Raw genomic sequence first — 21,625 nt, 5'->3', positions numbered from 1 at the left:
ATTATTCCGAAATGCCCGCTACGGCGCAAAGACCTTTCATCCTGGCGACCGCCAGATCCGGATCGGCCAGCAATCCTGCCTGGTCGGCAAGGCAGAAGACATCGGCGTAGTGACGGATGCCGCGCGCCGACTGCATGCCGCCGACCATCGCGAAATGATCCTGGTGGCCGTTCAGCCAGGCCATGAAGACGATGCCGGCCTTGTAATATTCGGTCGGCGCTTCGAAGATTTTTCGTGACAGCGGCACGGTCGGCGCCATCAGTGCGTCGTAGCCGGCGCGGTCGCCGTTCGCCAGCTTGGCCAGCGCCGCATTGGCGACCGGCGCGATCGCGTCGAAAATGCCGAGCAGCGCATGCGAGTGTTTCCTGCCGTCACCCGCGATCAGTTCGGGATAGTTGAAGTCGTCGCCGGTGAACATGACGACGCCGTCCGGCAGCCGGTTCCTGAGCGCGACCTCCTTGCTGGCATCGAGCAGCGAGATTTTTATCCCTTCCACCTTGCCGGCGTGACGTTCGATGATGGCGACGACGGTATCGAGCGCTGCCTCGAAATCGCTGCTGCCCCAATAGCCCATCAGTGCCGGATCGAACATGTCACCCAGCCAGTGCAGGATGACCTTGCCGGACGCCTGGCTCAGAATGCGGTCGTACACACGCGCATAGTCGTCCGGGCCCCTGGCGATAGCCGCCAGCGCGCGGCTGGCCATCATGATCGCCTTGCCACCCTGCCCTTCGATGAAAGCGAATTGCTCTTCATAGGCGGCGATGACATCGTCGAGAGTCCTGGCGGCGCTTGCCACCAGATGGTCGGTCCCGGCACCCGAAGCGAGATCGGCGCCTTCGACGGTGCGCGCTTCCGCGATCGAGCGGCGGATCAATTCCTGGGCATTTGTCCAGTCGAAACCCATGCCGCGCTGCGACGTGTCCATCGCCTCGGCGATGCGGAACCCCAGCCGCCACAGATGATGCCGGAAAGCCATGGTCCTGTCCCAGTCGACCACGGGCCGCGACCATGGATCGGTCATATCAAGCGGATCGGCAACGACATGGGCGGCGGCATAGGCGATGCGGGAAAACCGCGCGCCGATCACCGGCTGCACCGGCTGGCCGACCAGCGCGTAGCGGCTGTTGCGGCCACCCTCACCAGGCAAGACAATGTCCATAGTTCTCTCCCCTTTTGCAGCGCCTATAAATGGAACGTTCCAATAAATCAAGAACCTTTAGGAGTCAGGACCCATTCACTGGCAAATGCTGCGCCGCAGCACAAAAAGCCTTGTAAAATGGGCTGTCCGGCCTTTCCTGATCAATTTTTCAAATTCAGAACGAACCCCGATTGACTCCGGGCGGGAGCAGTGATTAGAACGTTCCAATAGATTGACCTAGAAAACCGGGGAGGATGCATCTGGATGGCCAGCCGGGCCAAGGCGACGATATTCGACATCGCCCGCGAAGCAGGCGTGTCCAAATCGACGGTATCGCTCGTGCTCCAGGGCAGCGGGCTGATCCGGCCTGAGACCGCGGTCAAGGTTCGCAAGGCGATCGAGGATGTCGGTTACGTCTACAACCGCGGCGCCGCCAATCTGCGCAAGGCTCACTCCAACGTCATCGGCATGGTCATCAACGATCTCACCAATCCTTTCTTCGCCGAACTGGCGGTCGGCATGGAGCGCGTCTTCCAGTCGGCAGGCATCGTGCCTTTCATCGCCAACACGGCGGAAAATCCGGTGCGCCAGGAAGAAGTGCTGAAATCGCTGATGGAACAAGGTGTCGCCGGCCTCATCGTGTCGCCGGCGCGCGGCACGACGCCGGGCGCCTTCCGGCGGCTGGAGACGGCGGGTGTTCCGGTCGTTTTCGCCATGCGCCGCCTGCCGGAAAGCCGCATCCCGGTGATCGCGCCCGACAATCATCGCGGCGCCTACCTTGCCGCCGCCCATCTCATCGGCAAGGGCCACCGCCGGCTGGCCTTCTTTGGCGGCTCGTCCGACCTCGTGGTCTATCACGAGCGGCTGGGCGGCTTTCGCGAAGCCTGCGAAACGCTTGGCATCGCCGCCCGCGACATGACTGTCGTCGAAGGAGAGACCAGCCGCAGGGGCGGCATTGCTTGCCTGGAAAACGCTCTGTCGCTGCCCGAGCCACCGACCGCGGCCTTGTGCTTCAATGACGCGGTCGCATTTGGCGCCATGCTGGCGCTGCGCAAGCGCGGGCTTGAGCCGGGAGCGGATTTCGCCGTCGTCGGCTTCGACGATGTGGTCGAGGCCGAACACTACACGCCGGCTTTGACCAGCGTTTCGGTGGACACCGCCGGCCTTGGCGAGCGTGCCGCCCATGTCATGCTGAAAATGATCCAGTCGCGCACCACGCGGGCCGAGGATCATATTGGTGCGGTCAATCTGGTGGTCAGGGAAAGCTGCGGTCCAGACCGCCGCACCCGAAACAGGCCCACAGGAATGGGAGACGCGGCATGAGCGTCAGATGGGGCTTGATCGGCGCCAGCACGATCGCCAGACAGTTCATGATCAACGCCATCCGCGCGCAGGGCGATGGCGAGATCGCAGCCGTGATGAGTTCCAACCCCGAGCGCGCCACCGCCTATGCCGGGGAAAACAGCATTCCGCTGGCTGTCTCGACGCTTGATGCTCTGCTCGGTGCCGATATCGACGCCGTCTACATCTCGACCACCAACGAACTGCATCTCGAACAGGCACTCGCTGCCATCAAGGCGGGAAAGCATGTGCTGTGCGAAAAGCCGCTGGCGCTGACCAGCGCCGACGCCCGCACAATGGTTGCCGCGGCAAAAGCCGCCGGCATCGTGCTCGGCACCAATCACCATCTGCGCAACGCCGGCGCGCACCGCGCCATGCGTGACGCGATCGCCGCCGGCCATATCGGCAAGCCGATCGCCGCGCGCGTCTTTCATTCCGTCTATCTGCCGGAAAATCTGCAGGGCTGGCGCATCACCAGGCCGGAGGCCGGCGGCGGCGTGGTGCTCGACATCACCGTGCACGATGCCGACACGCTGCGCTTCGTGCTCGGCGACGATCCGGTCGAGGTCTCGGCCTTCACGCAGTCGGCCGGCATGGCCGGCAGCGGGCTGGAAGACGGCGCCATGTGCATCTGGCGTTTCAGATCCGGCCTCATCGCGCAGTCGCATGAAGGCTTCACCACCAAATTCGCCGGCACCGGCTTCGAGGTGCATGGCTCGGAAGGCTCGCTGATCGCCAGCAACGTGATGACGCAGAAGCCGGTCGGCTCGGTGTTGCTGCGCACAGCCAACGGCGAGGAGGAGCTGGGCTTCGACCGCGAGGACCTCTATTCCCGCTCGTTGCGCCAGTTCCACGCCGCGATCCGCGGCGACGGCCAGCCTTCCGCCACCGGCGAGGACGGCATCTGGTCGCTCACCGCTGCCGAGGCCGCACTGCAATCGGCCAGCTCCGGCACAGCCGTCAAGATCGACCCGAAACTCGGGAGCAAGAATTGAGCAAGGTCGTTTCCGCAGCCCAGGCAGCAGGCCTGATCAGGGATGGCATGGTCGTGTCCGTGTCGTCGTCGAGCGGTCTCGGCTGTCCGGATGCAGTGCTGGCCGCCATCGGCGAGCGCTTCGACAGCGAAGGCCATCCGAAGGACATCACCACGCTGCACCCAATCGCCGCCGGCGACATGTATGGCATCAAGGGCATCGACCATCTGGCCAAGCCCGGCCTGCTGAAGCGCACACTGTGCGGCTCCTATCCGTCAGGCCCCTCCTCGTCCGAGCCGCCGCAGATCTGGAAGATGATCGGCGACAATTCGGTCGCCGCCTACAACGTGCCGTCTGGTATCCTGTTCGACATGCACCGCGAGGCCGCGGCCAAACGGCCGGGCGTGCTGACCAAGGTCGGCCTCGACACCTTCGCTGACCCGCGCCACCAGGGCTGCGCCATGAACGCGGCCGCCAGCGAGCCGATCGTTTCGGTTCAGCAGTTCGACGGCGAGGAATGGCTCTATTTCCGCTCGATCGTGCCGCATGTCTCGATCATCCGCGCCACCACGGCCGACGAGCGCGGCAACCTCACTTACGAGCATGAGGGCGCCTATCTCGGCGGGCTGGAGCAGGCGCTGGCCGCCCGTAACAATGGCGGCGTCGTCATTGCGCAGGTCAAGCGCGTCGTCGAGAACGGCACGTTGAAGCCGCATGACGTGCGCGTGCCCGGCGTGCTGGTCGACCACATCGTCGTCGCGCCCGACCAGTTGCAGACGACGCTGACGCCCTATGATCCGGCAATCTCCGGCGAGATCTTCCGGCCGCTGTCAAGCTTCCGCAACGCCGAAATGAACGTCCAGAAGGTGATCGCGCGCCGCGTCGCCATGGAGCTTCGCGACGGCATGGCCGTCAACATCGGCTTCGGCATCTCCGCCAATGTGCCGCGCATCCTTCTCGAGGAAGGCCAGCACGGCAAGGTCACCTGGGTGATCGAACAGGGTGCTGTCGGCGGCGTGCCGCTGCTCGACTTCAAATTCGGCTGCGCCTCGAACGCCGAGGCGATCATGCCCTCGCCGCACCAGTTCATCTATTTCCAGGCCGGCGGCTTCGACGCTTCGCTGTTGTCCTTCCTGCAGATCGACCGCCACGGCTCTGTCAACGTGTCGAAGCTGTCTGCACGGCCGCATGTCACCGCCGGGGCCGGCGGCTTCGTCGACATCACGGCGCGGGCGAAGAAGATCGTCTTCTCCGGCTTCTTCAATGCTGGGGCAAAACTCTCATTGGCCGATGGCGGCATCCGCATCGACCAGGAGGGCAAGGTCAAGAAAATCGTCAGCGAGGTCGAGCACATCTCCTTCTCGGGCAAGCGCGCGGTCGCGCAGGGGCAGGACATCACCTACGTCACCGAGCGCTGCGTGATGAAGCTGACGCCGGACGGTTTGGTCGTCACCGAACTCGCACCCGGCATCGACCTGCAGCGCGATGTGCTGGCCCAGGCCGAGATTCCGCTCGGTATCGCCAAGGACCTCAAGACGACACCGGGAGCTCTCTACCAGGATCGGTTGATCGGCCTGACGCTGAATGGCGGCGCCTCGCTTGGAGGCGCGCATGACTGATCGCCTCGTCACCTTTGAAACTGAAGGCGCCATCGGCATCGTCACTTTGCGGCGGCCGGAAAAGTTCAACGCGCTTGATATTCCGATGCTGCGGGCGCTGGAGATAGCGCTCGACGAGGCGGAGGCGGCCAACGATGTGCGCGTCGTATTGCTGCGCGGCGAAGGCAAGGGCTTTTGCGCCGGTGGCGATGTCGAGGCGTGGGCGCAGATGAGCGCCGCCGATTTCCAGGTGCAATGGGTACGCTACGGCCACCGCGTCTTCGACCGGCTGGCGCGGCTGCGGCAGCCGACCATCGCCGTGCTGTCCGGCCATGCGCTGGGCGGCGGGCTGGAACTGGCGGTCGCCTGCGACTTCCGCGTTGCGGAGACACACGTCAAGCTCGGATTTCCGGAAACCTCGATCGGCGTCGTCCCGGGCTGGTCCGGCACGCAGCGTGCCGTACGCCGCTTCGGCGCGCAAACAGTGCGGCGCATGGCATTGGGCGGCGAGATTCTGCTTGCTCCCGAAGCGCTGGCCCTTGGCGTGGTCGACCGGGTGGTCGAAACCGGCAGCGGCCTGACCGAAGCCAGGGCCTGGGCCGGAAAGATCGCCGAGCGCGGCCCGCTGGCGACAGAGGCCGCCAAATTGATGATCGCCGTGGCCGAAGGCGAGGAAAGTGCCGCCGCGACCGAAGCGCTGGCCAGCGGCTTCATCGCCCTGACCGGCGATCTCAAGGCCGGCGTCGGTGCTTTCAAGACCAAGCAGAAACCCGCATTTTCAAGATCCTGAGGATTCCGAACTAGATGAACGCCCCCCTCAACATCATCATGCCCGCCGAGGCATCCGCAGCGCCAGGAACCTATCGGCTGCTGATCGACGGCAAGCATGTCGATGCCCGCGACGGCCGCACGCTGGAGCGCAAGAGCCCAGGCCACGGCTTCACCGTCTCGCATTATGCACAGGCCGGCGAAGCCGAAGTCGAAGCCGCGGTGCAGGCCGCGCACAAGGCGTTCGACACCGGTCCGTGGCCGCGCATGAAAGCGTCCGAGCGCGCCGCGATCCTGCTCAAAACGGCCGATCTGATCGAGGCACGGCTGGAAGATATCGCACGGCTCGATGCGCTGGAATCGGGCAAGCCGATCGCCCAGGCGCGCGGCGAGATCGGCGGCGCCGTCGACATCTGGCGCTATGCCGCCTCGCTCGCCCGCACGCTGCACGGCGAATCCTACGCCAATCTCGGCGACACCATGCTGGGTGTCGTGCTGCGCGAGCCGATCGGCGTCGTCTCGATCATCACGCCGTGGAACTTCCCGTTCCTCATCGTCAGCCAGAAACTGCCCTTCGCGCTGGCCGCCGGCTGCACGGCGGTGGTCAAGCCGAGCGAAATGACCTCGGCCTCGACCTTCGTGCTCGGTGATATCCTGATGCAGGCCGGCCTGCCCGCCGGCGTCGTCAACATCCTCGCCGGCGTGGGCGCCGATGTCGGCGCACCGATGGTCAGCCATCCGCTGGTCGAGATGGTCTCGTTCACCGGCTCAACCCGCGTCGGCAAGACGACCATGGCATCGGCCGCGCACTCGCTGAAGAAAGTCTCGATGGAACTCGGCGGCAAGAACGGTCAGATCGTCTTCCCCGATGCGGACCTCGAAGCGGCCGCCGACGCGGCGGTGTTCGGCGGCTTCTTCAATGCCGGCGAATGCTGCAATGCCGGCAGCCGGCTGATCGTGCACGAGGCGATCGCCGACGATTTTCTCAGCACGGTCAAGGCGCTCACCGCCAGGGTGACCGTCGGCGATCCGCTTGATGACAGCACCAAGGTCGGCGCGATGATCTCTTCAGACCATCTGGCCAAGGTGACAGACTACGTCGCGGCAGCGGCAAGCAACGGCAGCAGCGTCTACAGCGGCGGCAAGCAGTTGGCCTCGAATGCCGGCCAGTACCTCGATCCCACCATCATCCGCGGCGTCACCGAGGACATGGCCATAGCGCGCGAGGAAGTGTTCGGGCCAGTGCTCTCGGTGCTGACTTTTGAATCGATTGAAAAGGCGTTGCACATCGCCAACAACACGCCTTATGGTTTATCTGCGGGCGTATGGAGCGCCAGCATCGACACCTGTATGTCGGTGGCGCGGAATGTGCGTTCGGGAACCGTCTGGGTAAACACGTTCATGGAAGGTTATCCCGAGCTGCCATTCGGAGGCTACAAGCAGTCCGGTCTCGGACGCGAACTCGGCAAACGCGCTGTCGAGGATTATACCGAAGAAAAGACAATCCAGTTTCATCGCGGCCAGCGCACCGGATGGTGGGTCGGCTGAGTTGAGAAGAACCCGGCGGGCATCCGCCGGTCGTGTAGATGCAACAAGGGAGGAAGTACATGTTGCGCAAACTTCTTATTGGAACGGCTCTCGCATCGGGCCTTGCTTTCGCGGCCCATGCCGAGGACGTCAAGGAAGTGCAGATGCTGCATTGGTGGACGTCGGGCGGCGAAGCGGCTGCTCTCAACGTCCTCAAGCAGGACCTGGCCAAGGAAGGCTATGCCTGGAAGGACGTGCCGGTGTCCGGCGGTGGCGGCGACCCCGCAATGGTCGCGCTGAAGGCAATGGTGGCAGCCGGCAATCCGCCGACGGCTTCCCAGATGCTCGGCTACACCGTGCTCGACTATGCGGCAGCCGGCAAGATGGGAGACCTCACCGCCATCGCCGTCAAGGAAGGTTGGGACAAGGCTGTTCCCGCGGCGCTGCAAAAGTTTACCATCTATGAAGGCAAATGGGTCGCGGTGCCCGTCAACGTCCATTCGGTCAACTGGCTGTGGATCAACAAGGCGGTGATGGACAAGATCGGCGGCACCGAGCCGAAGACCTTCGACGACCTCATTGCCCTGCTCGACAAGGCCAAGGCGGCGGGCGTCATCCCGCTCGCTCTCGGCGGCCAGAACTGGCAGGAAGCCACCATGTTCGACTCGGTCGTGCTGTCGACCGGAGGACCTGAGTTCTACAAGAAGGCCTTCAACGACCTCGACGACGCTTCGCTCAAGTCCGACACGATGAAGAAGTCGTTCGACAACCTGGCCAAGCTCGTCACCTATGTCGACCCGAACTTCTCGGGCCGCGACTGGAACCTGGCCACCGCCATGGTCATCAAGGGCGATGCCCTGGTGCAGGTCATGGGCGACTGGGCCAAGGGCGAGTTCCATGCCGCCAAGAAGACCCCGGGCACCGACTTCCTGTGCTATCGCTTCCCGGGAACCGACGGCAGTGTCGTTTATAACTCCGACATGTTCGGCATGTTCGATGTTGCGGACGATCGCAAGGCCGCCCAGGCCGCACTTGCGACCGCCACCCTGTCGAAGAGCTTCCAGTCGGCCTTCAACGTCGTCAAGGGTTCGGTTCCGGCCCGTACCGACGTGCCTGACACCGACTTCGACGCTTGCGGCAAGAAAGGCATTGCCGACCTGAAAGCCGCTAACGAGAAGGGCACGCTGTTCGGCTCGCTTGCGCAGGGTTACGGCGCGCCTCCGGCGATCGCCAACGCCTACAAGGATGTCGTGACCAAGTTCGTCCACGGCCAGATCAAGACCTCGGACGAAGCCGTGACCGAACTGGTCAAGGCGATCGACGACGCCAGGTAAGCGTCACACACCCAAAACGCCTTCCCCGCTCCGGCGGGGAAGGCTCCGATCCGCGAACCTGGTTGGCCTCGCGTCGACGGGAGGAGCCCTATGAGCACGGTAGCGACAAGCCAGATCAAGCTGACGCCGGAGCACGCCCGTCCGCGCGCCTCTGTGCGCTCGCGCCTGCAGGACGCGCTACCGAAGATCGTGCTGGCGCCGAGCTTCGCCATCACCATCGTCTTCGTCTACGGCTTCATCCTGTGGACGATCTATCTGTCCTTCACCAATTCAAAGACCTTCCCGTCCTATGTCATCACCGGTCCCCGCGCCTACCGGCGGCTGTGGGGCTGGACCTTCGACACCGACCCGCCATCGAGCTGGTACACGTCGATCACCAACATGGGCATTTTCGGCTTTCTCTACATCTTCATCTGCCTGGCGCTCGGCCTGTTCCTGGCCATCCTGCTCGACCAGAAGATCCGCGGCGAAGGCGTGCTGAGGCCGATCTATCTCTACCCGATGGCGCTGTCCTTCATCGTCACTGGCGTTGCCTGGAAATGGTTCCTCGATCCCGGCCTCGGCCTCGAGCAGACATTGCATCAATGGGGCTGGACGAGTTTCCATTTCGACTGGATCAAGAACAAGGATTTCGTCATCTACACCGTGGTCATCGCCGGCGTCTGGCAGGCCTCCGGCTTCATCATGGCCATGTTCCTGGCCGGACTGCGCGGCATTGACGGCGAGATCATGAAGGCGGCGCAGATCGACGGCGCCACCACCTTCCAGCTCTATCGCCGCATCGTCATTCCGCTGCTGCGGCCGATCTTCCTGTCGGCCTTCATCGTGCTCGCACACCTCGCCATCAAGTCGTATGACCTTGTCGTGGCGCTGACCAGCGGCGGCCCCGGCGGCTCGGCCTGGCTGCCGTCGAACTTCATGTATGAATACACTTTCAAGCGCAACGAGATGGCCGTCGGCTCGGCCAGCGCCGTGATCATGCTGATGACCATCGTCGCCATCATCGTGCCGTACCTCTATTCCGAACTGCGGGAGAAGCCGCGATGAGCGCTGTTACCACTCCCGCCCGCCAGGCCTCCGGCGGCGTCAACGTCAAGCTCATCAACCGCATCATCATTTACGGGCTGCTGGCGCTGTTCGCGCTGTTCTACCTGATGCCGCTGTTCGTCATGCTGGTCACCTCGTTCAAGACCATGGACGAGATCCAAAACGGCAACATGCTGGCGCTGCCGCAAGCGCCGACCTTCGACCCGTGGCTGAAGGCCTGGGGCGAGACCTGCGTCGGCCTCACCTGCGCCGGCATCAAGGGTTATTTCTGGAACTCCATCAAGATGGTGGTTCCGGCGGTGCTAATTTCGACCATGCTCGGCGCGCTCAACGGCTACGTGCTGACCAAATGGCGTTTTCGTGGCGCGACACTGGTGTTCGGGCTGATGCTGTTCGCCTGCTTCATCCCGTTCCAGTCGGTGCTGTTGCCGATGGCGACGATCCTAGGCAGCATCGGCCGTTTCGGCGTGACGCTGCAGAATGCGACCGGAACCAGCTTCGGCCTCGGCAACCCGACGGTCAATCTGGTCTTCGTCCACGTCGTCTACGGCATCGGCTTCACCACGCTGTTCTTCCGCAACTATTACGAGGCGTTCCCGACCGAGCTGGTCAAGGCGGCGCAGGTCGACGGCGCCTCCTTCTTCCAGATCTTCCGCCGCATCATGCTGCCGAACTCGATGCCGATCTTCGTCGTCACCGTGATCTACCAGTTCACCAACATCTGGAACGATTTCCTGTTCGCCTCGGCCTACGCCGGAACCGGCGACGCGATGCCGATGACGGTGGCGCTCAACAACGTCGTCAACACCTCGACAGGCGTCGTCGAATACAACGTCAACATGGCGGCCGCGATGATTGCGGCGTTGCCCACCCTTCTCGTCTATGTGCTCGCCGGCCGCTATTTCGTGCGCGGTCTGATGGCGGGCGCCGTCAAAGGATAATCTGATGGCTTTTCTGGAAATTGATGGCCTGAGAAAGCGCTTCGGCCAGGTCGAGATCCTCAAGGGGATCGACGTCGAACTCGATAAGGGCGGCTTCCTGGTGCTGGTCGGCCCGTCCGGCTGCGGCAAGTCCACTTTGCTCAACACCATCGCCGGCCTCGAAACGATCACTTCGGGCGAAATCCGCGTCGAAGGGCGCGCCATCAACGATCTGCATCCGTCGAAGCGCGACATTGCCATGGTGTTCCAGAGCTATGCGCTCTACCCGAACATGACGGTGGCCGGGAACATCTCCTTCGGCATGGAGATGCGCGGCGTGCCGGCGGCAGAGCGTCAGAAGGCGATCGACAAGGTGGCCAAGGTGCTGCAGATCGGCCACCTGCTGCAGCGCAAGCCGAGCCAGCTTTCCGGCGGCCAGCGCCAGCGCGTCGCCATGGGCCGGGCGCTGGTGCGCGACCCCAAGCTGTTCCTGTTCGACGAACCTTTGTCCAACCTCGACGCCAAGCTGCGCGTCGACATGCGCATCGAGATAAAGCGCCTGCACGCCACCACCGGCACCACCATCGTCTATGTCACCCACGACCAGATCGAGGCGATGACGCTGGCGACCAAGATCGCCGTCATGCGCGACGGCGAGGTGCAGCAGTTCGGCACCCCGGCCGAGATCTACAACAACCCGACCAATCTCTTCGTTGCCGACTTCATGGGTTCGCCGGCGATGAACCTGATCCCCGCGACGATCGGCACCAACGGCAACGCGCTGTCCGTCGTGCTGCAGCGCGAGGCGCGCGACCCGATCTCGCTGCCTATGGCCAACGCACCGGCAGGCCTGTCGGCATTCCAGGGCAAGCCGATCATCTTCGGCGTCCGCCCCGAAGCCCTGACCGATCCGGAAGGCGCGGAGCGCAACGCCTCCAACATCGCCACCGCCGACTGCCATATCGAGGTGGTGGAACCGGCAGGCTCGGACACCTTCGCCGTCACCAATCTTGGCGGCAAGGGCGTGGTGGCGCGGCTGCGCGCCGACGCCAACATTCAGCCCGGCACCAGCACGCCGCTCGCCTTCAACCTGACCAAGGCGGTGTTCTTCGACCCGGCGACCGAGAACCGCATTCGCTGACGGCCATGGCAAATCCGGACATCGTCATCATCGGCTCCGGCATCGGCGGCGCCACGATCGCCTCCGGTCTGGCTGGTTGCGGTGCGTCGATGCTGATGCTGGAGCGTGGCGAGCCGTTGCCAGCAACGCCGCATGCGCGCGACACGCGGTCCATCTTCGTCGACGGCCACTACCGGCCGAAGGAGATGTGGCGCGAAGCCGGCGGCGCGGCCTTCAACCCTGGCAACTACTACTATGTCGGCGGCAATTCGAAATTCTACGGCGCGGTGCTGATCCGCTACCGTAAAGAGGATTTCTCCGCCATGGAGCACTTTGGCGGGGTCTCGCCGGCATGGCCGTTTTCCTATGAGCAATTCGAGCCCTGGTACTCGAAGGCCGAGCAGCTGTTTCGTGTGCGCGGCACGCTGGGCGAAGATCCGACCGAGCCCTTCCATTCGACGCCCTATGCCTTCAAGCCGGTGCCCGACGAGGCGCCGATCGCGCGCGCCCGCGCCGAGCTCAAGGGCCTTGGCCTGCATCCGGCCTCGCTGCCGCTCGGCGTCGACATTGACACCTGGCTGAAAGACGGCAAGACCGGCTGGGACGCTTTCCCCAACACCGGGCAAGGCAAGGTCGACGCGCAAACGGGACCGCTGACGGCGGCGCTGACCGACCCGAACATCAAGCTCGAGACCGGCGCTTATGTCGAATATCTCGAAGCCTCGGCCGACGGCAAAACCATCGCCGCCATTCACTACCGGCAGAACGGCGAATTGAAAAAGCTGACGCCGAAGCTGGTCATCCTCTGTGCCGGCGCGATCAATTCCGCCGTCATCCTGCTGCGCTCGCCCTCACCCGCCAACGGCAAGGGAAGTGGCAAGGGCCTCGCCAACCGCTCCGACCAGGTCGGCCGCAACTTCATGAACCACAATTCCAGTGCCATGCTGGCGATCGATCCGCGCCACAGGAACGACGCCGTCTACCAGAAAACGCTGATGCTGAACGACTACTACCTGTCCGACGGCAAGGGGGGCAAGCCACTCGGCAACGTCCAGCTTCTCGGCAAGATCGACGGCAACATTCTCAGCGCCAATGTAAAGTTCGCGCCGAAATTCGCGCTCGATTTCATCGCCGGTCACGCCGTCGACTGGTACCTGATGTGCGAGGACCTTCCCGACCCCGAAAGCCGCATCATGGTCGACGGCAAGGACATCGTCATGCAGTGGCGGCGCTCCAACATGCAGTCGCTCGACGGGCTGACCAAGGTGATGCGTGAAAACTTCCGCGCCTGCGGCTATCCGATCGTGCTGTCGCGCCCCTTCGACAAGCGCACGCCCTCGCACCAGTGCGGCACGGTGAAGATGGGCGACGATCCGGCGACCTCGCCGCTCGATCCGTTCTGCCAATCCTTCGATCACCGGAACCTGTTCGTCGTCGATGGCGGCTTCCTGCCGAACTCGGCCGCCGTCAACCCGGCATTGTCGATCGCCGCACAAGCGCTGCGCGTCGCCGACCACATCCGCAAGACGGAATTAGCAGCATGACCCGTCCCGCAGCCATCGTCACCGGCGGCGCGCGCGGCATCGGACTTGCCTGCGCCCAGGCGCTGGCGGAGTCCGGCTTCGATATTCTGGTCGCCGACCTTGCCGAAAAACCCGCCGATGGACTTGCCGACGTCATCACCACGCGGGGCGCAAAATTCGCCTATATCAGCTGCGACATTGCCGATCTCGACAGTCACATAGCACTGGTCGACGCAGCGATGCGCGCCTTCGGCCGCATCGATTGTCTGGTCAACAATGCCGGCGTCGGCGCCGTCGTGCGCGGCGACCTCCTGGCCCTCAAGCCGGAGAACTTCGACCGGGCGCTCGGCGTCAATCTGCGCGGCACCGTGTTTCTCAGCCAGGCCGTCGCCAGAGCGATGCTGGCTACACCGGGCGATCACCCGAAATCGATCATCACCATCACCTCGGTCAGCGCCGAAATGGCGTCGCCGGAACGGCCGGACTACTGCATCTCGAAAGCCGGGCTGTCGATGTGGGTGAAGAACCTGGCGCTCAGGCTCGCCGCCGAAAACATCGCTGTGTTCGAGGTGCGACCAGGCATCATCCGCACCGACATGACGTCAGGCGTAACCGCCAAATACGGCGCCTTGATCGACGGTGGGTTGGTGCCGGCAAAGCGCTGGGGCGAAGCGTCGGACATCGGCGCGGTGGTAGCGACCTTGGCCGGCGGCAAGCTCGGCTTTTCGACTGGCTCGATCATCAATGTCGACGGCGCGCTCTCCGTGCCGCGACTGTAAGTGGACAGTGTCATGACCGACTACATCATCGTGGGTGCCGGACCCGCCGGTTGCGTTCTGGCCAACCGGCTGAGCGAGGATCCGGCGAATTCGGTGCTGCTGCTGGAGGCTGGCGGCAAGGATTGGCATCCTTATATCCATATGCCGGCGGGCTTCGCCAAGATGACCAAGGGCATCGCCTCCTGGGGCTGGTCTACCGTGCCTCAGAAGCACATGAAGGACCGCGTGTTTTGGTACACGCAGGCCAAGGTGGTTGGCGGCGGCTCATCCATCAACGCCCAGATCTACACGCGCGGCAATGCCCGCGACTACGACGCCTGGGAGAAGGAAGAGGGTCTCGCCGGCTGGGGCTACCGCGATGTGCTGCCCTATTTCAAACGCGCCGAGAACAACCAGCGCTACGCCAACGACTTTCATGGCGACCAGGGTCCGCTCGGTGTGTCGAACCCGATTTCGCCGCTGCCGATCTGCGAGGCCTATTTCCGCGCCGGCCAGGAGATGGGCATTCCCTTCAATCCGGATTTCAACGGCGCCAGCCAGGAAGGCGTCGGTTATTACCAGCTGACCCAGAAGGATGCACGCCGTTCATCCGCCTCGGTCGCCTACCTCAGACCGATCCGCGCCCGCAAGAACCTCACCGTCAGGACCGACGTGCTGGTGACGCGCATTGTCGTAGAGAAAGGCCGCGCCATCGGTGTCGAGACCGTGGACAGGCCGGGCGGCGAGAAGAAAATCCTCCGCGCCGGGCGCGAGGTGATCGTCTCCTCCGGCGCCATCGGCTCGCCGAAGCTGTTGATGCAGTCGGGCATCGGTCCTGCCGACCACCTGAAGGCGGTTGGCGTCACGCCGGTGCATGATCTGCCCGGCGTCGGCTCCAACATGCAGGACCATCTCGATCTGTTCGTCATCGCCGAATGCACCGGCGACCACACCTATGACAATTACGCCAAGCTGCACCGCACGGCCTGGGCCGGCCTGCAATATCTGCTGCTGAAAAAGGGACCGGTGGCCTCCAGCCTGTTCGAGACCGGCGGCTTCTGGTACGCCGACCCGACCGCCGCCTCGCCCGACATCCAGTTCCATCTCGGCCTCGGCTCCGGCATCGAGGCCGGTGTCGAGAAACTGAACAACCCGGGCGTCACCTTGAATTCGGCCTTCCTGCGGCCGCGCTCGCGCGGCACGGTGCGCCTGAAGAGCGCCGACCCGGCCGACCATCCGCTGATCGATCCGAACTACTGGTCCGATCCCTACGATCGCGCCATGTCGATCAAGGGACTGAGGCTGGCGCGCGAGATCATGCGGCAGAAGGCGCTTCAGCCCTACGTACTGCGCGAAGTGCTGCCCGGCCCGTCGCTCGCCAGCGACGACGAGCTGTTCGACTATGCTTGCCGCAGCTCCAAGACCGACCACCATCCCGTCGGCACCTGCCGTATGGGCCACGACGACATGGCGGTGGTGACGCCCGATCTGCGGCTGCGCGGTATCGAAGGCCTGCGGGTCTGCGACGCCTCGGTGATGCCGCGCGTGCCCTCCTCCAACACCAATGCGCCGACCATCATGGTCGGCGAGAAGGGCGCCGACCTGGTCCTTGGCCGCGAGCCGCTTCCGCCGGCGGTGTTTTCCGGAAACCGTGCAGCTTGAAGGAACCCTGACGATGATCCGGCACTGTGTTTTTGCTAGGTTTCGCAATGAAATTTCCGCCGCCGAGCGTGCGGCGATCCGTGCTGACCTCGAGGCGCTGCGACAAGTGATCGACGGGATGGACACCGTCGAATTCAGCGCCAATGTCAGCCCTGAGCCGTTCGCGCGCAGCTTCACGCACGGCTTCACCATCGATTTCCGCGATGCCGCCGCCCGCGACGCCTATCTGGTGCATGAAGCCCATCAGCGCGCTGGCGCCCGGCTGGTTGCAGCCCTCGAAGGCGGCACCGACGGGTTGATGGTCTTCGATCTCGACCTTACGAAAAAGTGACCGCCGGCTTTTCGAAAGCCGGCTGATGGCTGTTCTCTTTTGCGAACCGGGCGACATATCGTTGCCCGGGGGATGGCAAAGGAGCACGTCTTGAACCTCAACGCCCAACAGAAGAAAACCGTCCTGGCCTCATTCCTGGGGTGGACGCTCGATGCCTTTGATTTCTTCCTTCTGACATTCCTGCTCACGGATATTGCGACAGAATTCCAGACCGATGTCCCGGCAGTCTCGAAGGCGCTGTTCCTGACCTTGGCGACGCGCTTCATCGGCGCATTCTTCTTCGGCATGCTTGCCGACAAATACGGGCGCAAGCCCATCCTCATGCTCAACATCGTCAGCTATTCTGTGATCGGGGCATTGGCCGCCTTCTCGCCCAATCTTGGCATCTTCCTGGCGCTTCGTGCCCTGTTCGGTATCGCCATGGGCGGCGAATGGGGGCTTGGCAGTTCGCTCGCCATGGAATCCATCCCGCCCAGCGCCCGCGGAATGGTTTCGGGCATCCTGCAATGCGGTTACCCGACCGGCTACCTCCTGGCAGCGGTGGTCTATGGCCTGCTCTATCAACAAACGATCGGCGGCTACACGATCGGCTGGCGCGCCATGTTCCTGCTCAGCTTCCTGCCCGCACTGATCGTGCTCTTCATCCGCTCGCATGTGCCGGAATCGCCGGCTTTCGTCGAAGCGCAGAAGACCGCCAGACCGGGTCTTTTGGAGACGTTGCAGAAGCATTGGGGTGTTGCGCTTTATGCCGTCGTGCTGATGATGTTCTTCAATTTCTTCAGCCATGGTACGCAGGACCTCTACCCGACCTTCCTCAAGAAGCAGCATGGTTTCGATCCGCACACGGTGAGCTGGATCACCATCGTTGCCAATATCGGCGCCATCGTCGGTGGCCTGGCGTTCGGTGCGCTGTCGGAGAAGATCGGCCGCGTCAACGCCATCACCCTGGCGTGCCTGATCGCCTTGCCATCGATTCCGCTGTGGGCCTACAGCACCACGCCTTTCATGCTCGCCATCGGCGCCTTCGTCATGCAGGTCGCGGTCCAGGGCGCCTGGGGTGTCATCCCGGTGCACCTCAACGAGCTTTCGCCCGGGTCGGTTCGCGCAACCTTGCCCGGCTTCATCTATCAGGCCGGAAATCTCGCCGCCTCCTACGGCGGCCCTTACCAGGCAGGCATCGCGGAAAGGGTCGGGGGCAGCTATGGCTATGCGCTGGCGCTTTTTGCCGGCGTGGTCGCCGTCTGCATCATCGTCGTCATCCGCTTCAGCCCGGAACGGCGCGGCCAGGTAATGACGGTGCTGGGCTGAAAGATCTGGCTGGTTTTTCACGCATGATCTTTTCCGAAAAGTCTGCAACTTTTCGGGATCATGCTCAGCCCAGCCTGAGCGCAACGACACCGGCAACGATGCTGAGCGCGGCGGCACCGCGCCAGCCCGTCATCTTCTCGCCGAGCGCGAACACCGAGATCATCATGGCGAACAGGATCGAGGTTTCGCGCAGCGACGCCACCGAGGCGATCGGCGCCTTGGTCATCGCCCACATCACGATCCAGTAGGCCGCGCCGCTGAGCACACCGGTGAACAGGCCCACCTTCCAGTCGCGCGCCAGCACCGGCAGCGCCCTGGGCCCGCGTAGGATGAGGCACAGCACCAGCGCGCCAATGGCATCGCAGATGAACAGCCAGGCGGCATAGCTCTGCGCGGTGGCGGCCAGCCGCGCGCCGCTGCCGTCGGACAGCGTATAGCTGGCGATGAAAATCGAGGTGCCCAGCGCAAAGCCGACCGCACGCAGGTTCAGCTTCTCCAGATGCGCGCCGCCGCGAAACGACATCACCAGCGTGCCGGTCGACAGCAGAAAAATGCCGAGAATGGCAAGCGGCGCCGGCACCTCGGCGACCACGAACATGCCTCCAAGGGCCGCCAGCAGGGGTGCTGTGCCGCGCGCCAGCGGATAGGTCTGGGCAAAATCGCCCGCCCGGTAGGCGCCGATCAGGAAGGTCCGGTAGCCCATGTGGAAGAGCACCGAGGCCATGATGTAGGGCCACACTTCGGCTTTCGGCACCTCGACGAAGGGCAGCACCACGAGGGCAGCAGCGCCCATCCCGAGCGTCATCAGTGTGATCGACAGGAAGCGGTCGAGATGGACCTTGACCAGCGCGTTCCAGATCGCGTGCATGGCCGCGGCGGCAAGCACCGCGAAGAAGACGAAGAGCGTCATATCAGGCTCATCCGCCGCGCTCCATCGCGAGCGGCGTCTCGAGATCGATGTCGATCCGCAGCGGAAAATGGTCCGACGCGACCTCACCCATGTCGGCGCTCACCGAGCGCACGCGCCCCGCAAACATGCCGCCGACGAAGCAATGGTCGAGCCGGCGCTTTGCCACCTTGCCGTCGATGGTCTTCACGTGGGTGTGGAAATCCGCTGGCGGCTCGCTGGCAACGGCAGCGGCATCGACAAAGCCATCGAGGTAGGCAGCGCCTCGATGATAGGGCGTGCTGCCGACGATGCGGCTGTATTCGGCGCTGCCCGGCTCCATGTTGAAATCGCCCAGCCAGATCGCCGCCATTGGGTTCTCAGGCTCCGGCTCGCCATTACTCCAGTGGCGGGCAGGCTCGTCATCGGCGCCGCTCCACGGCCCGCCGTCGGAGGGCGCACGGCGATGCTCGGCAAGCAGATAGTCGATCTGCTCCAGCCGCTCTTCGACCGCGATATGGGCGAGATGCAACGACAGCACCCGGACCGGGCCGGCCGGAGTGCGGATCATGCATTCGAGCGCCGCATTGCGGGTGTTGAGCGGCCGCAGCGTGCGGCGCATCGGCAGCGCATGCAGCCGCGACCAGACGATCGGCAGTCTCGACAGCACCATGGTGCCGAACTGACGGCGTCGGTTGACCAGGTGGCCATCACGCCGCTCGCTGGCATCCATATCGAAGGCCGGGGCATAGACCCAGTGATAGTCCGGCAGCAGGCGGGAAAGCAGCTCCGGCTGGTCGTCGTGGTTGCTGCGCTGCCAGTGCCGCTCCACCTCTTGCAGCGCAATCATATCCGCGCCGGCCACGATGCGGGCGGCACGCGAAAGATCATAGCGGCCGTCGCTGCCGAACCCGTACTGGATGTTGTAGCTGACCAGCTTCATTGCTTATCCGGCTCAATTTCGCTGATGGCAGTAACGGTTCGGTGCCACGGTTGCAATGTACCGGGCGGATGGCGGAACTGGGCCAGCAGCTAGGTCGTCAGCGGCTGGAACCGGCCAGCCGGCGAAGCTGCCAGCTCCGTCCAGTCGATCTCCTCCTCCAGTCGGTGATAGGCCTCATCGCCGATCGTGCCATTGCGGCGCAGTTCCTCCAGCGCGTCGCGCTGGCTGTTGATGGCATAGAGGCGCAGCCGGTCATACTCCGTCGCCGCCTGAGCGTTTTCCGGGTTTTCGGCGATCGTGCGCTGGGCCGTATATTGTTCCCGCACGGCGGCAGCCGCATTCGAAGTCTTGCCGCTCAACACGTTGAGCGCCGCCTGCATGACGGCGACACGTGCCTGCGCCACTTCGCGGTCGACTGTCGTGTCCGGGTCGAAGTTGAGCAGGCGCAGCAGCGGCTTCAGCGTCATCCCTTGCAGCACCAGCGTGCCAAGGACGACCGCGAAGGCGGCAAGCACGATCGGATCGCGACCGGGAAAGTTGGCCGGCAAGGCAATGGCGGCCACCAGCGTCACCAGCCCGCGCATCCCGCACCAGCCGACAAGCACACCGCCACGAACCGACGGCGCTTCTCGCCTTTGGTCCTCGCTGCCGAAGCGGGCAAGCGATCGTATGATGACGCCGTAACCCAGCACCCAGACGAGGCGCGACACGATGACGACGGCAAGCACCGTTGCGGCGAAGACGAACGCCTCGCCCTGCCCTTCCCCGGCAAGCCGGCCGACGATCGACCGGGCCTGCAGGCCCATCAGAACAAAGGCCAGCACGTTGAGCACGAAGACCGCCGACTCCCAGACCGAATAGGTGCTGACGCGCCGCCTTGCCGACATACGGCGCGGCGCCCTGCGTGCGATGGTCATGGCATAGACGACGATGGTGATGATGGCCGAAAGGCCCAGCCTGTCGGCCAGGATCCAGACGCCGAAAGTTCCGGCGAATTGCACCACCGTGCTGCTCGCCGCATCCTCGATCCTGGTGAGCGTCAGCAGCGAGAAGCGGCCAAGCAGATAACCCGCGACCAGGCTGCCGATCGTCGACAACAGGATCGTCGGTATGGCGTTGCTCAGCATGATCGTGCCGAGCGTCGCCGAAACCGCCAACCGGTAGATCAGGAGCGCGGTGGCATCGTTGAGCAGGCTCTCACCCTGCAGGATGGCGGTGATGCGGTGCGGCACCTTGAACTGCCCGAGCACGGCCGACGCCGCGACCGCGTCGGGCGGCGCCACGATGGCGCCGAGCGCTATCGCCGCGGCAATCGGCAGTCCGGCCATTTTCCAGCCGACGAAAGCAACGATCGCCGTGGTGAAGGTGACGGCGCCGAGCGCCAGAGCCACGAGCGGCAGCCGATAGCGGTTGAGGTCCCGCAACGATGTGTCGTAGGCGGCATCCAGAAGCACGGGCGCGATGAACAGCGCCAGCGCCAGCTCCGGGTCGATCTCGATCGTCGGCGCGCCCGGTACGAAAGCGAGACCGACGCCGGCCAGAGCCAGCAGTGAAGGATAGGGTATCTCCAGCCGCCGCGACAGCGCCGTCAGCGCGACTGCGGTCAAAAGCAGGACAAGGGTCAGTTCGAAAAGAGCCATGACATCATCTTAGCGGCTGGCAGGTTGATCAGCAGGGACAAGGTGACAGCATGGTGTTGATTGTCCAGCAGGTCCAGCCCGGGTGGCCGTATGCAGGCCGCCGATCGGCCTGTAAGCATCGGTCATGATCCTGATTGGCCAATATGACTCGCCTTTCGTTCGCCGCGTCGGCATTGCGCTGACCCTGTATGGCATGGCTTACGAGCACCGTCCGTGGTCGGCCTTCGGCGATGCCGACAAGATCCGCTCCTACAATCCGCTGACGCGGGTGCCGACCCTGGTGCTGGACAATGGCGAGGTGCTGATCGAAAGCCACCTCATGCTCGACTATCTCGACAGCCTTGTTCCATCAGACCGAAGGATGTTTCCGACAGATGAGCCCGCGCGCCATCAGGCGCTGAAGATATCAGCTCTGGCGACCGGCCTCGGCGACAAGGCGGTCAGCCTGTTCTACGAGACGCGACTGCACGACAAAGTCTCCGACCTCTGGGCCGGGCGTTGCCGCACGCAGATCGGGGCCGTCCTTGCCGTGCTGGAGGCCGATCGTCAGGGCAGGTCGACACCCTATTGGTTCGGCGACCGCATCGGTCACGCCGACATCGCGGTTGCCGCCGTGCTCCGTTTCATCGGCGAGGCGCATCCGGGGCTCGTGTCGCTTGCGACCTTCCCTTCATTGAAAGCTCACTCCGCACGGATGGAAGCGCTGCCAGTCTTTCAAGCAGTCTCACAGCCGTTCATTGCGCCGGCTTGAGAACGCCTGATTTGGCCAGACCCAGGGTGTGTCGAGATTGAGGTAAGGCCGAG

At 63.9% G+C, this 21,625-nt stretch carries 19 protein-coding genes; 15 read left to right on the top strand and 4 right to left on the bottom strand.

Features of this window, described 5'->3' with window-relative positions:
• Position 1 precedes the first annotated feature (1 nt).
• On the bottom strand, positions 2–1,162 hold the full coding sequence (locus AC1RZR_RS11080) for a dihydrodipicolinate synthase family protein (protein ID WP_477277686.1): 1,161 nt from the start codon (positions 1,160–1,162) through the stop codon (positions 2–4).
• Positions 1,163–1,405: 243 nt separating this feature from the next.
• On the opposite strand from AC1RZR_RS11080, the gene AC1RZR_RS11075 reads away from it, so the two are divergent.
• From AC1RZR_RS11075 to AC1RZR_RS11010, 14 genes are all read left to right on the top strand, one after another.
• Positions 1,406–2,464 (top strand): LacI family DNA-binding transcriptional regulator, encoded by a 1,059-nt coding sequence (locus AC1RZR_RS11075; RefSeq protein ID WP_477277688.1) that lies wholly within the window; start codon positions 1,406–1,408, stop codon positions 2,462–2,464.
• Positions 2,461–3,477: a Gfo/Idh/MocA family protein gene (locus tag AC1RZR_RS11070; RefSeq protein WP_477277690.1), complete on the top strand. Its 1,017-nt coding sequence runs from the start codon at positions 2,461–2,463 to the stop codon at positions 3,475–3,477. The genes AC1RZR_RS11075 and AC1RZR_RS11070 overlap by 4 nt, the downstream gene beginning before the upstream one ends.
• Positions 3,474–5,075 carry an acyl CoA:acetate/3-ketoacid CoA transferase gene (locus AC1RZR_RS11065; RefSeq protein WP_481828526.1) on the top strand — a complete coding sequence of 534 codons (1,602 nt, stop codon included), beginning with the start codon at positions 3,474–3,476 and terminating at the stop codon, positions 5,073–5,075. Before AC1RZR_RS11070 ends, AC1RZR_RS11065 begins: the two co-directional genes overlap by 4 nt.
• Complete coding sequence (locus AC1RZR_RS11060; protein WP_477277694.1) at positions 5,068–5,844, top strand: enoyl-CoA hydratase/isomerase family protein; 777 nt, start codon at positions 5,068–5,070, stop codon at positions 5,842–5,844. Before AC1RZR_RS11065 ends, AC1RZR_RS11060 begins: the two co-directional genes overlap by 8 nt.
• A gap of 14 nt (positions 5,845–5,858) precedes the next feature.
• Complete coding sequence (locus AC1RZR_RS11055) at positions 5,859–7,370, top strand: aldehyde dehydrogenase family protein (RefSeq protein WP_477277696.1); 1,512 nt, start codon at positions 5,859–5,861, stop codon at positions 7,368–7,370.
• Between the two features lie 59 nt (positions 7,371–7,429).
• Complete coding sequence (locus AC1RZR_RS11050; protein WP_477277698.1) at positions 7,430–8,683, top strand: ABC transporter substrate-binding protein; 1,254 nt, start codon at positions 7,430–7,432, stop codon at positions 8,681–8,683.
• A gap of 90 nt (positions 8,684–8,773) precedes the next feature.
• Entirely contained in the window at positions 8,774–9,730 is a 957-nt protein-coding gene (locus AC1RZR_RS11045; protein ID WP_477277700.1) for a carbohydrate ABC transporter permease, read from the top strand.
• Positions 9,727–10,671 carry a carbohydrate ABC transporter permease gene (locus AC1RZR_RS11040; RefSeq protein ID WP_481828525.1) on the top strand — a complete coding sequence of 315 codons (945 nt, stop codon included), beginning with the start codon at positions 9,727–9,729 and terminating at the stop codon, positions 10,669–10,671. The genes AC1RZR_RS11045 and AC1RZR_RS11040 overlap by 4 nt, the downstream gene beginning before the upstream one ends.
• 4 nt (positions 10,672–10,675) lie before the next feature.
• Positions 10,676–11,791, top strand: coding sequence for an ABC transporter ATP-binding protein (locus AC1RZR_RS11035; RefSeq protein WP_477277704.1), 1,116 nt, complete (start codon positions 10,676–10,678; stop codon positions 11,789–11,791).
• A 5-nt stretch (positions 11,792–11,796) separates the two neighbouring features.
• Positions 11,797–13,314, top strand: a complete 1,518-nt coding sequence (locus tag AC1RZR_RS11030; RefSeq protein ID WP_481828524.1) for a GMC oxidoreductase — start codon at positions 11,797–11,799, stop codon at positions 13,312–13,314.
• Complete coding sequence (locus AC1RZR_RS11025; protein WP_481828523.1) at positions 13,311–14,072, top strand: 3-ketoacyl-ACP reductase; 762 nt, start codon at positions 13,311–13,313, stop codon at positions 14,070–14,072. The genes AC1RZR_RS11030 and AC1RZR_RS11025 overlap by 4 nt, the downstream gene beginning before the upstream one ends.
• A 12-nt stretch (positions 14,073–14,084) precedes the next feature.
• Entirely contained in the window at positions 14,085–15,713 is a 1,629-nt protein-coding gene (locus tag AC1RZR_RS11020) for a GMC family oxidoreductase (RefSeq protein ID WP_481828522.1), read from the top strand.
• Positions 15,703–16,044: a Dabb family protein gene (locus AC1RZR_RS11015; protein ID WP_481828521.1), complete on the top strand. Its 342-nt coding sequence runs from the start codon at positions 15,703–15,705 to the stop codon at positions 16,042–16,044. The genes AC1RZR_RS11020 and AC1RZR_RS11015 overlap by 11 nt, the downstream gene beginning before the upstream one ends.
• A gap of 90 nt (positions 16,045–16,134) precedes the next feature.
• On the top strand, positions 16,135–17,352 hold the full coding sequence (locus AC1RZR_RS11010; protein ID WP_481828520.1) for an MFS transporter: 1,218 nt from the start codon (positions 16,135–16,137) through the stop codon (positions 17,350–17,352).
• Between the two features lie 64 nt (positions 17,353–17,416).
• On the opposite strand, the gene AC1RZR_RS11005 is transcribed toward AC1RZR_RS11010, so the two are convergent.
• The 3 genes from AC1RZR_RS11005 to AC1RZR_RS10995 all read right to left on the bottom strand — a co-directional run bounded on the left by AC1RZR_RS11005 (position 17,417) and on the right by AC1RZR_RS10995 (position 20,821).
• The gene (locus AC1RZR_RS11005; RefSeq protein ID WP_477277716.1) at positions 17,417–18,262 is read right to left on the bottom strand and encodes an EamA family transporter; all 846 of its coding nucleotides are present in this window, start codon (positions 18,260–18,262) and stop codon (positions 17,417–17,419) included.
• A gap of 7 nt (positions 18,263–18,269) precedes the next feature.
• Positions 18,270–19,181, bottom strand: coding sequence for an endonuclease/exonuclease/phosphatase family protein (locus AC1RZR_RS11000; RefSeq protein WP_481828519.1), 912 nt, complete (start codon positions 19,179–19,181; stop codon positions 18,270–18,272).
• A gap of 89 nt (positions 19,182–19,270) precedes the next feature.
• Positions 19,271–20,821 (bottom strand): cation:proton antiporter, encoded by a 1,551-nt coding sequence (locus AC1RZR_RS10995; protein WP_477277720.1) that lies wholly within the window; start codon positions 20,819–20,821, stop codon positions 19,271–19,273.
• Positions 20,822–20,945: 124 nt separating this feature from the next.
• Between AC1RZR_RS10995 and AC1RZR_RS10990 the strand changes: the two genes are divergently transcribed.
• A complete protein-coding gene (locus tag AC1RZR_RS10990; RefSeq protein WP_481828518.1) occupies positions 20,946–21,572 on the top strand; it encodes a glutathione S-transferase family protein in 627 nt (208 codons plus the stop codon).
• The last annotated feature ends 53 nt before the right edge of the window (positions 21,573–21,625 follow it).

The sequence above is a fragment of the Mesorhizobium bavaricum genome (assembly GCF_056781655.1).
This window is presented reverse-complemented; position numbering and strand designations above follow the sequence as displayed.

Bases quoted from the DNA above. Each gene is read 5' to 3' on its own strand.
- AC1RZR_RS11005 (WP_477277716.1), bottom strand. From the start codon at position 18,262: ATGACGCTCTTCGTCTTCTTCGCGGTGCTTGCCGCCGCGGCCATGCAC.
- AC1RZR_RS11000 (WP_481828519.1), bottom strand. From the start codon at position 19,181: ATGAAGCTGGTCAGCTACAACATCCAGTACGGGTTCGGCAGCGACGGC.
- AC1RZR_RS11035 (WP_477277704.1), top strand. From the start codon at position 10,676: ATGGCTTTTCTGGAAATTGATGGCCTGAGAAAGCGCTTCGGCCAGGTC.
- AC1RZR_RS11045 (WP_477277700.1), top strand. From the start codon at position 8,774: ATGAGCACGGTAGCGACAAGCCAGATCAAGCTGACGCCGGAGCACGCC.
- AC1RZR_RS11025 (WP_481828523.1), top strand. From the start codon at position 13,311: ATGACCCGTCCCGCAGCCATCGTCACCGGCGGCGCGCGCGGCATCGGA.
- AC1RZR_RS11020 (WP_481828522.1), top strand. From the start codon at position 14,085: ATGACCGACTACATCATCGTGGGTGCCGGACCCGCCGGTTGCGTTCTG.
- AC1RZR_RS11040 (WP_481828525.1), top strand. From the start codon at position 9,727: ATGAGCGCTGTTACCACTCCCGCCCGCCAGGCCTCCGGCGGCGTCAAC.
- AC1RZR_RS11050 (WP_477277698.1), top strand. From the start codon at position 7,430: ATGTTGCGCAAACTTCTTATTGGAACGGCTCTCGCATCGGGCCTTGCT.
- AC1RZR_RS10990 (WP_481828518.1), top strand. From the start codon at position 20,946: ATGATCCTGATTGGCCAATATGACTCGCCTTTCGTTCGCCGCGTCGGC.
- AC1RZR_RS11075 (WP_477277688.1), top strand. From the start codon at position 1,406: ATGGCCAGCCGGGCCAAGGCGACGATATTCGACATCGCCCGCGAAGCA.
- AC1RZR_RS11055 (WP_477277696.1), top strand. From the start codon at position 5,859: ATGAACGCCCCCCTCAACATCATCATGCCCGCCGAGGCATCCGCAGCG.
- AC1RZR_RS11030 (WP_481828524.1), top strand. From the start codon at position 11,797: ATGGCAAATCCGGACATCGTCATCATCGGCTCCGGCATCGGCGGCGCC.
- AC1RZR_RS11060 (WP_477277694.1), top strand. From the start codon at position 5,068: ATGACTGATCGCCTCGTCACCTTTGAAACTGAAGGCGCCATCGGCATC.
- AC1RZR_RS11080 (WP_477277686.1), bottom strand. From the start codon at position 1,162: ATGGACATTGTCTTGCCTGGTGAGGGTGGCCGCAACAGCCGCTACGCG.
- AC1RZR_RS10995 (WP_477277720.1), bottom strand. From the start codon at position 20,821: ATGGCTCTTTTCGAACTGACCCTTGTCCTGCTTTTGACCGCAGTCGCG.
- AC1RZR_RS11070 (WP_477277690.1), top strand. From the start codon at position 2,461: ATGAGCGTCAGATGGGGCTTGATCGGCGCCAGCACGATCGCCAGACAG.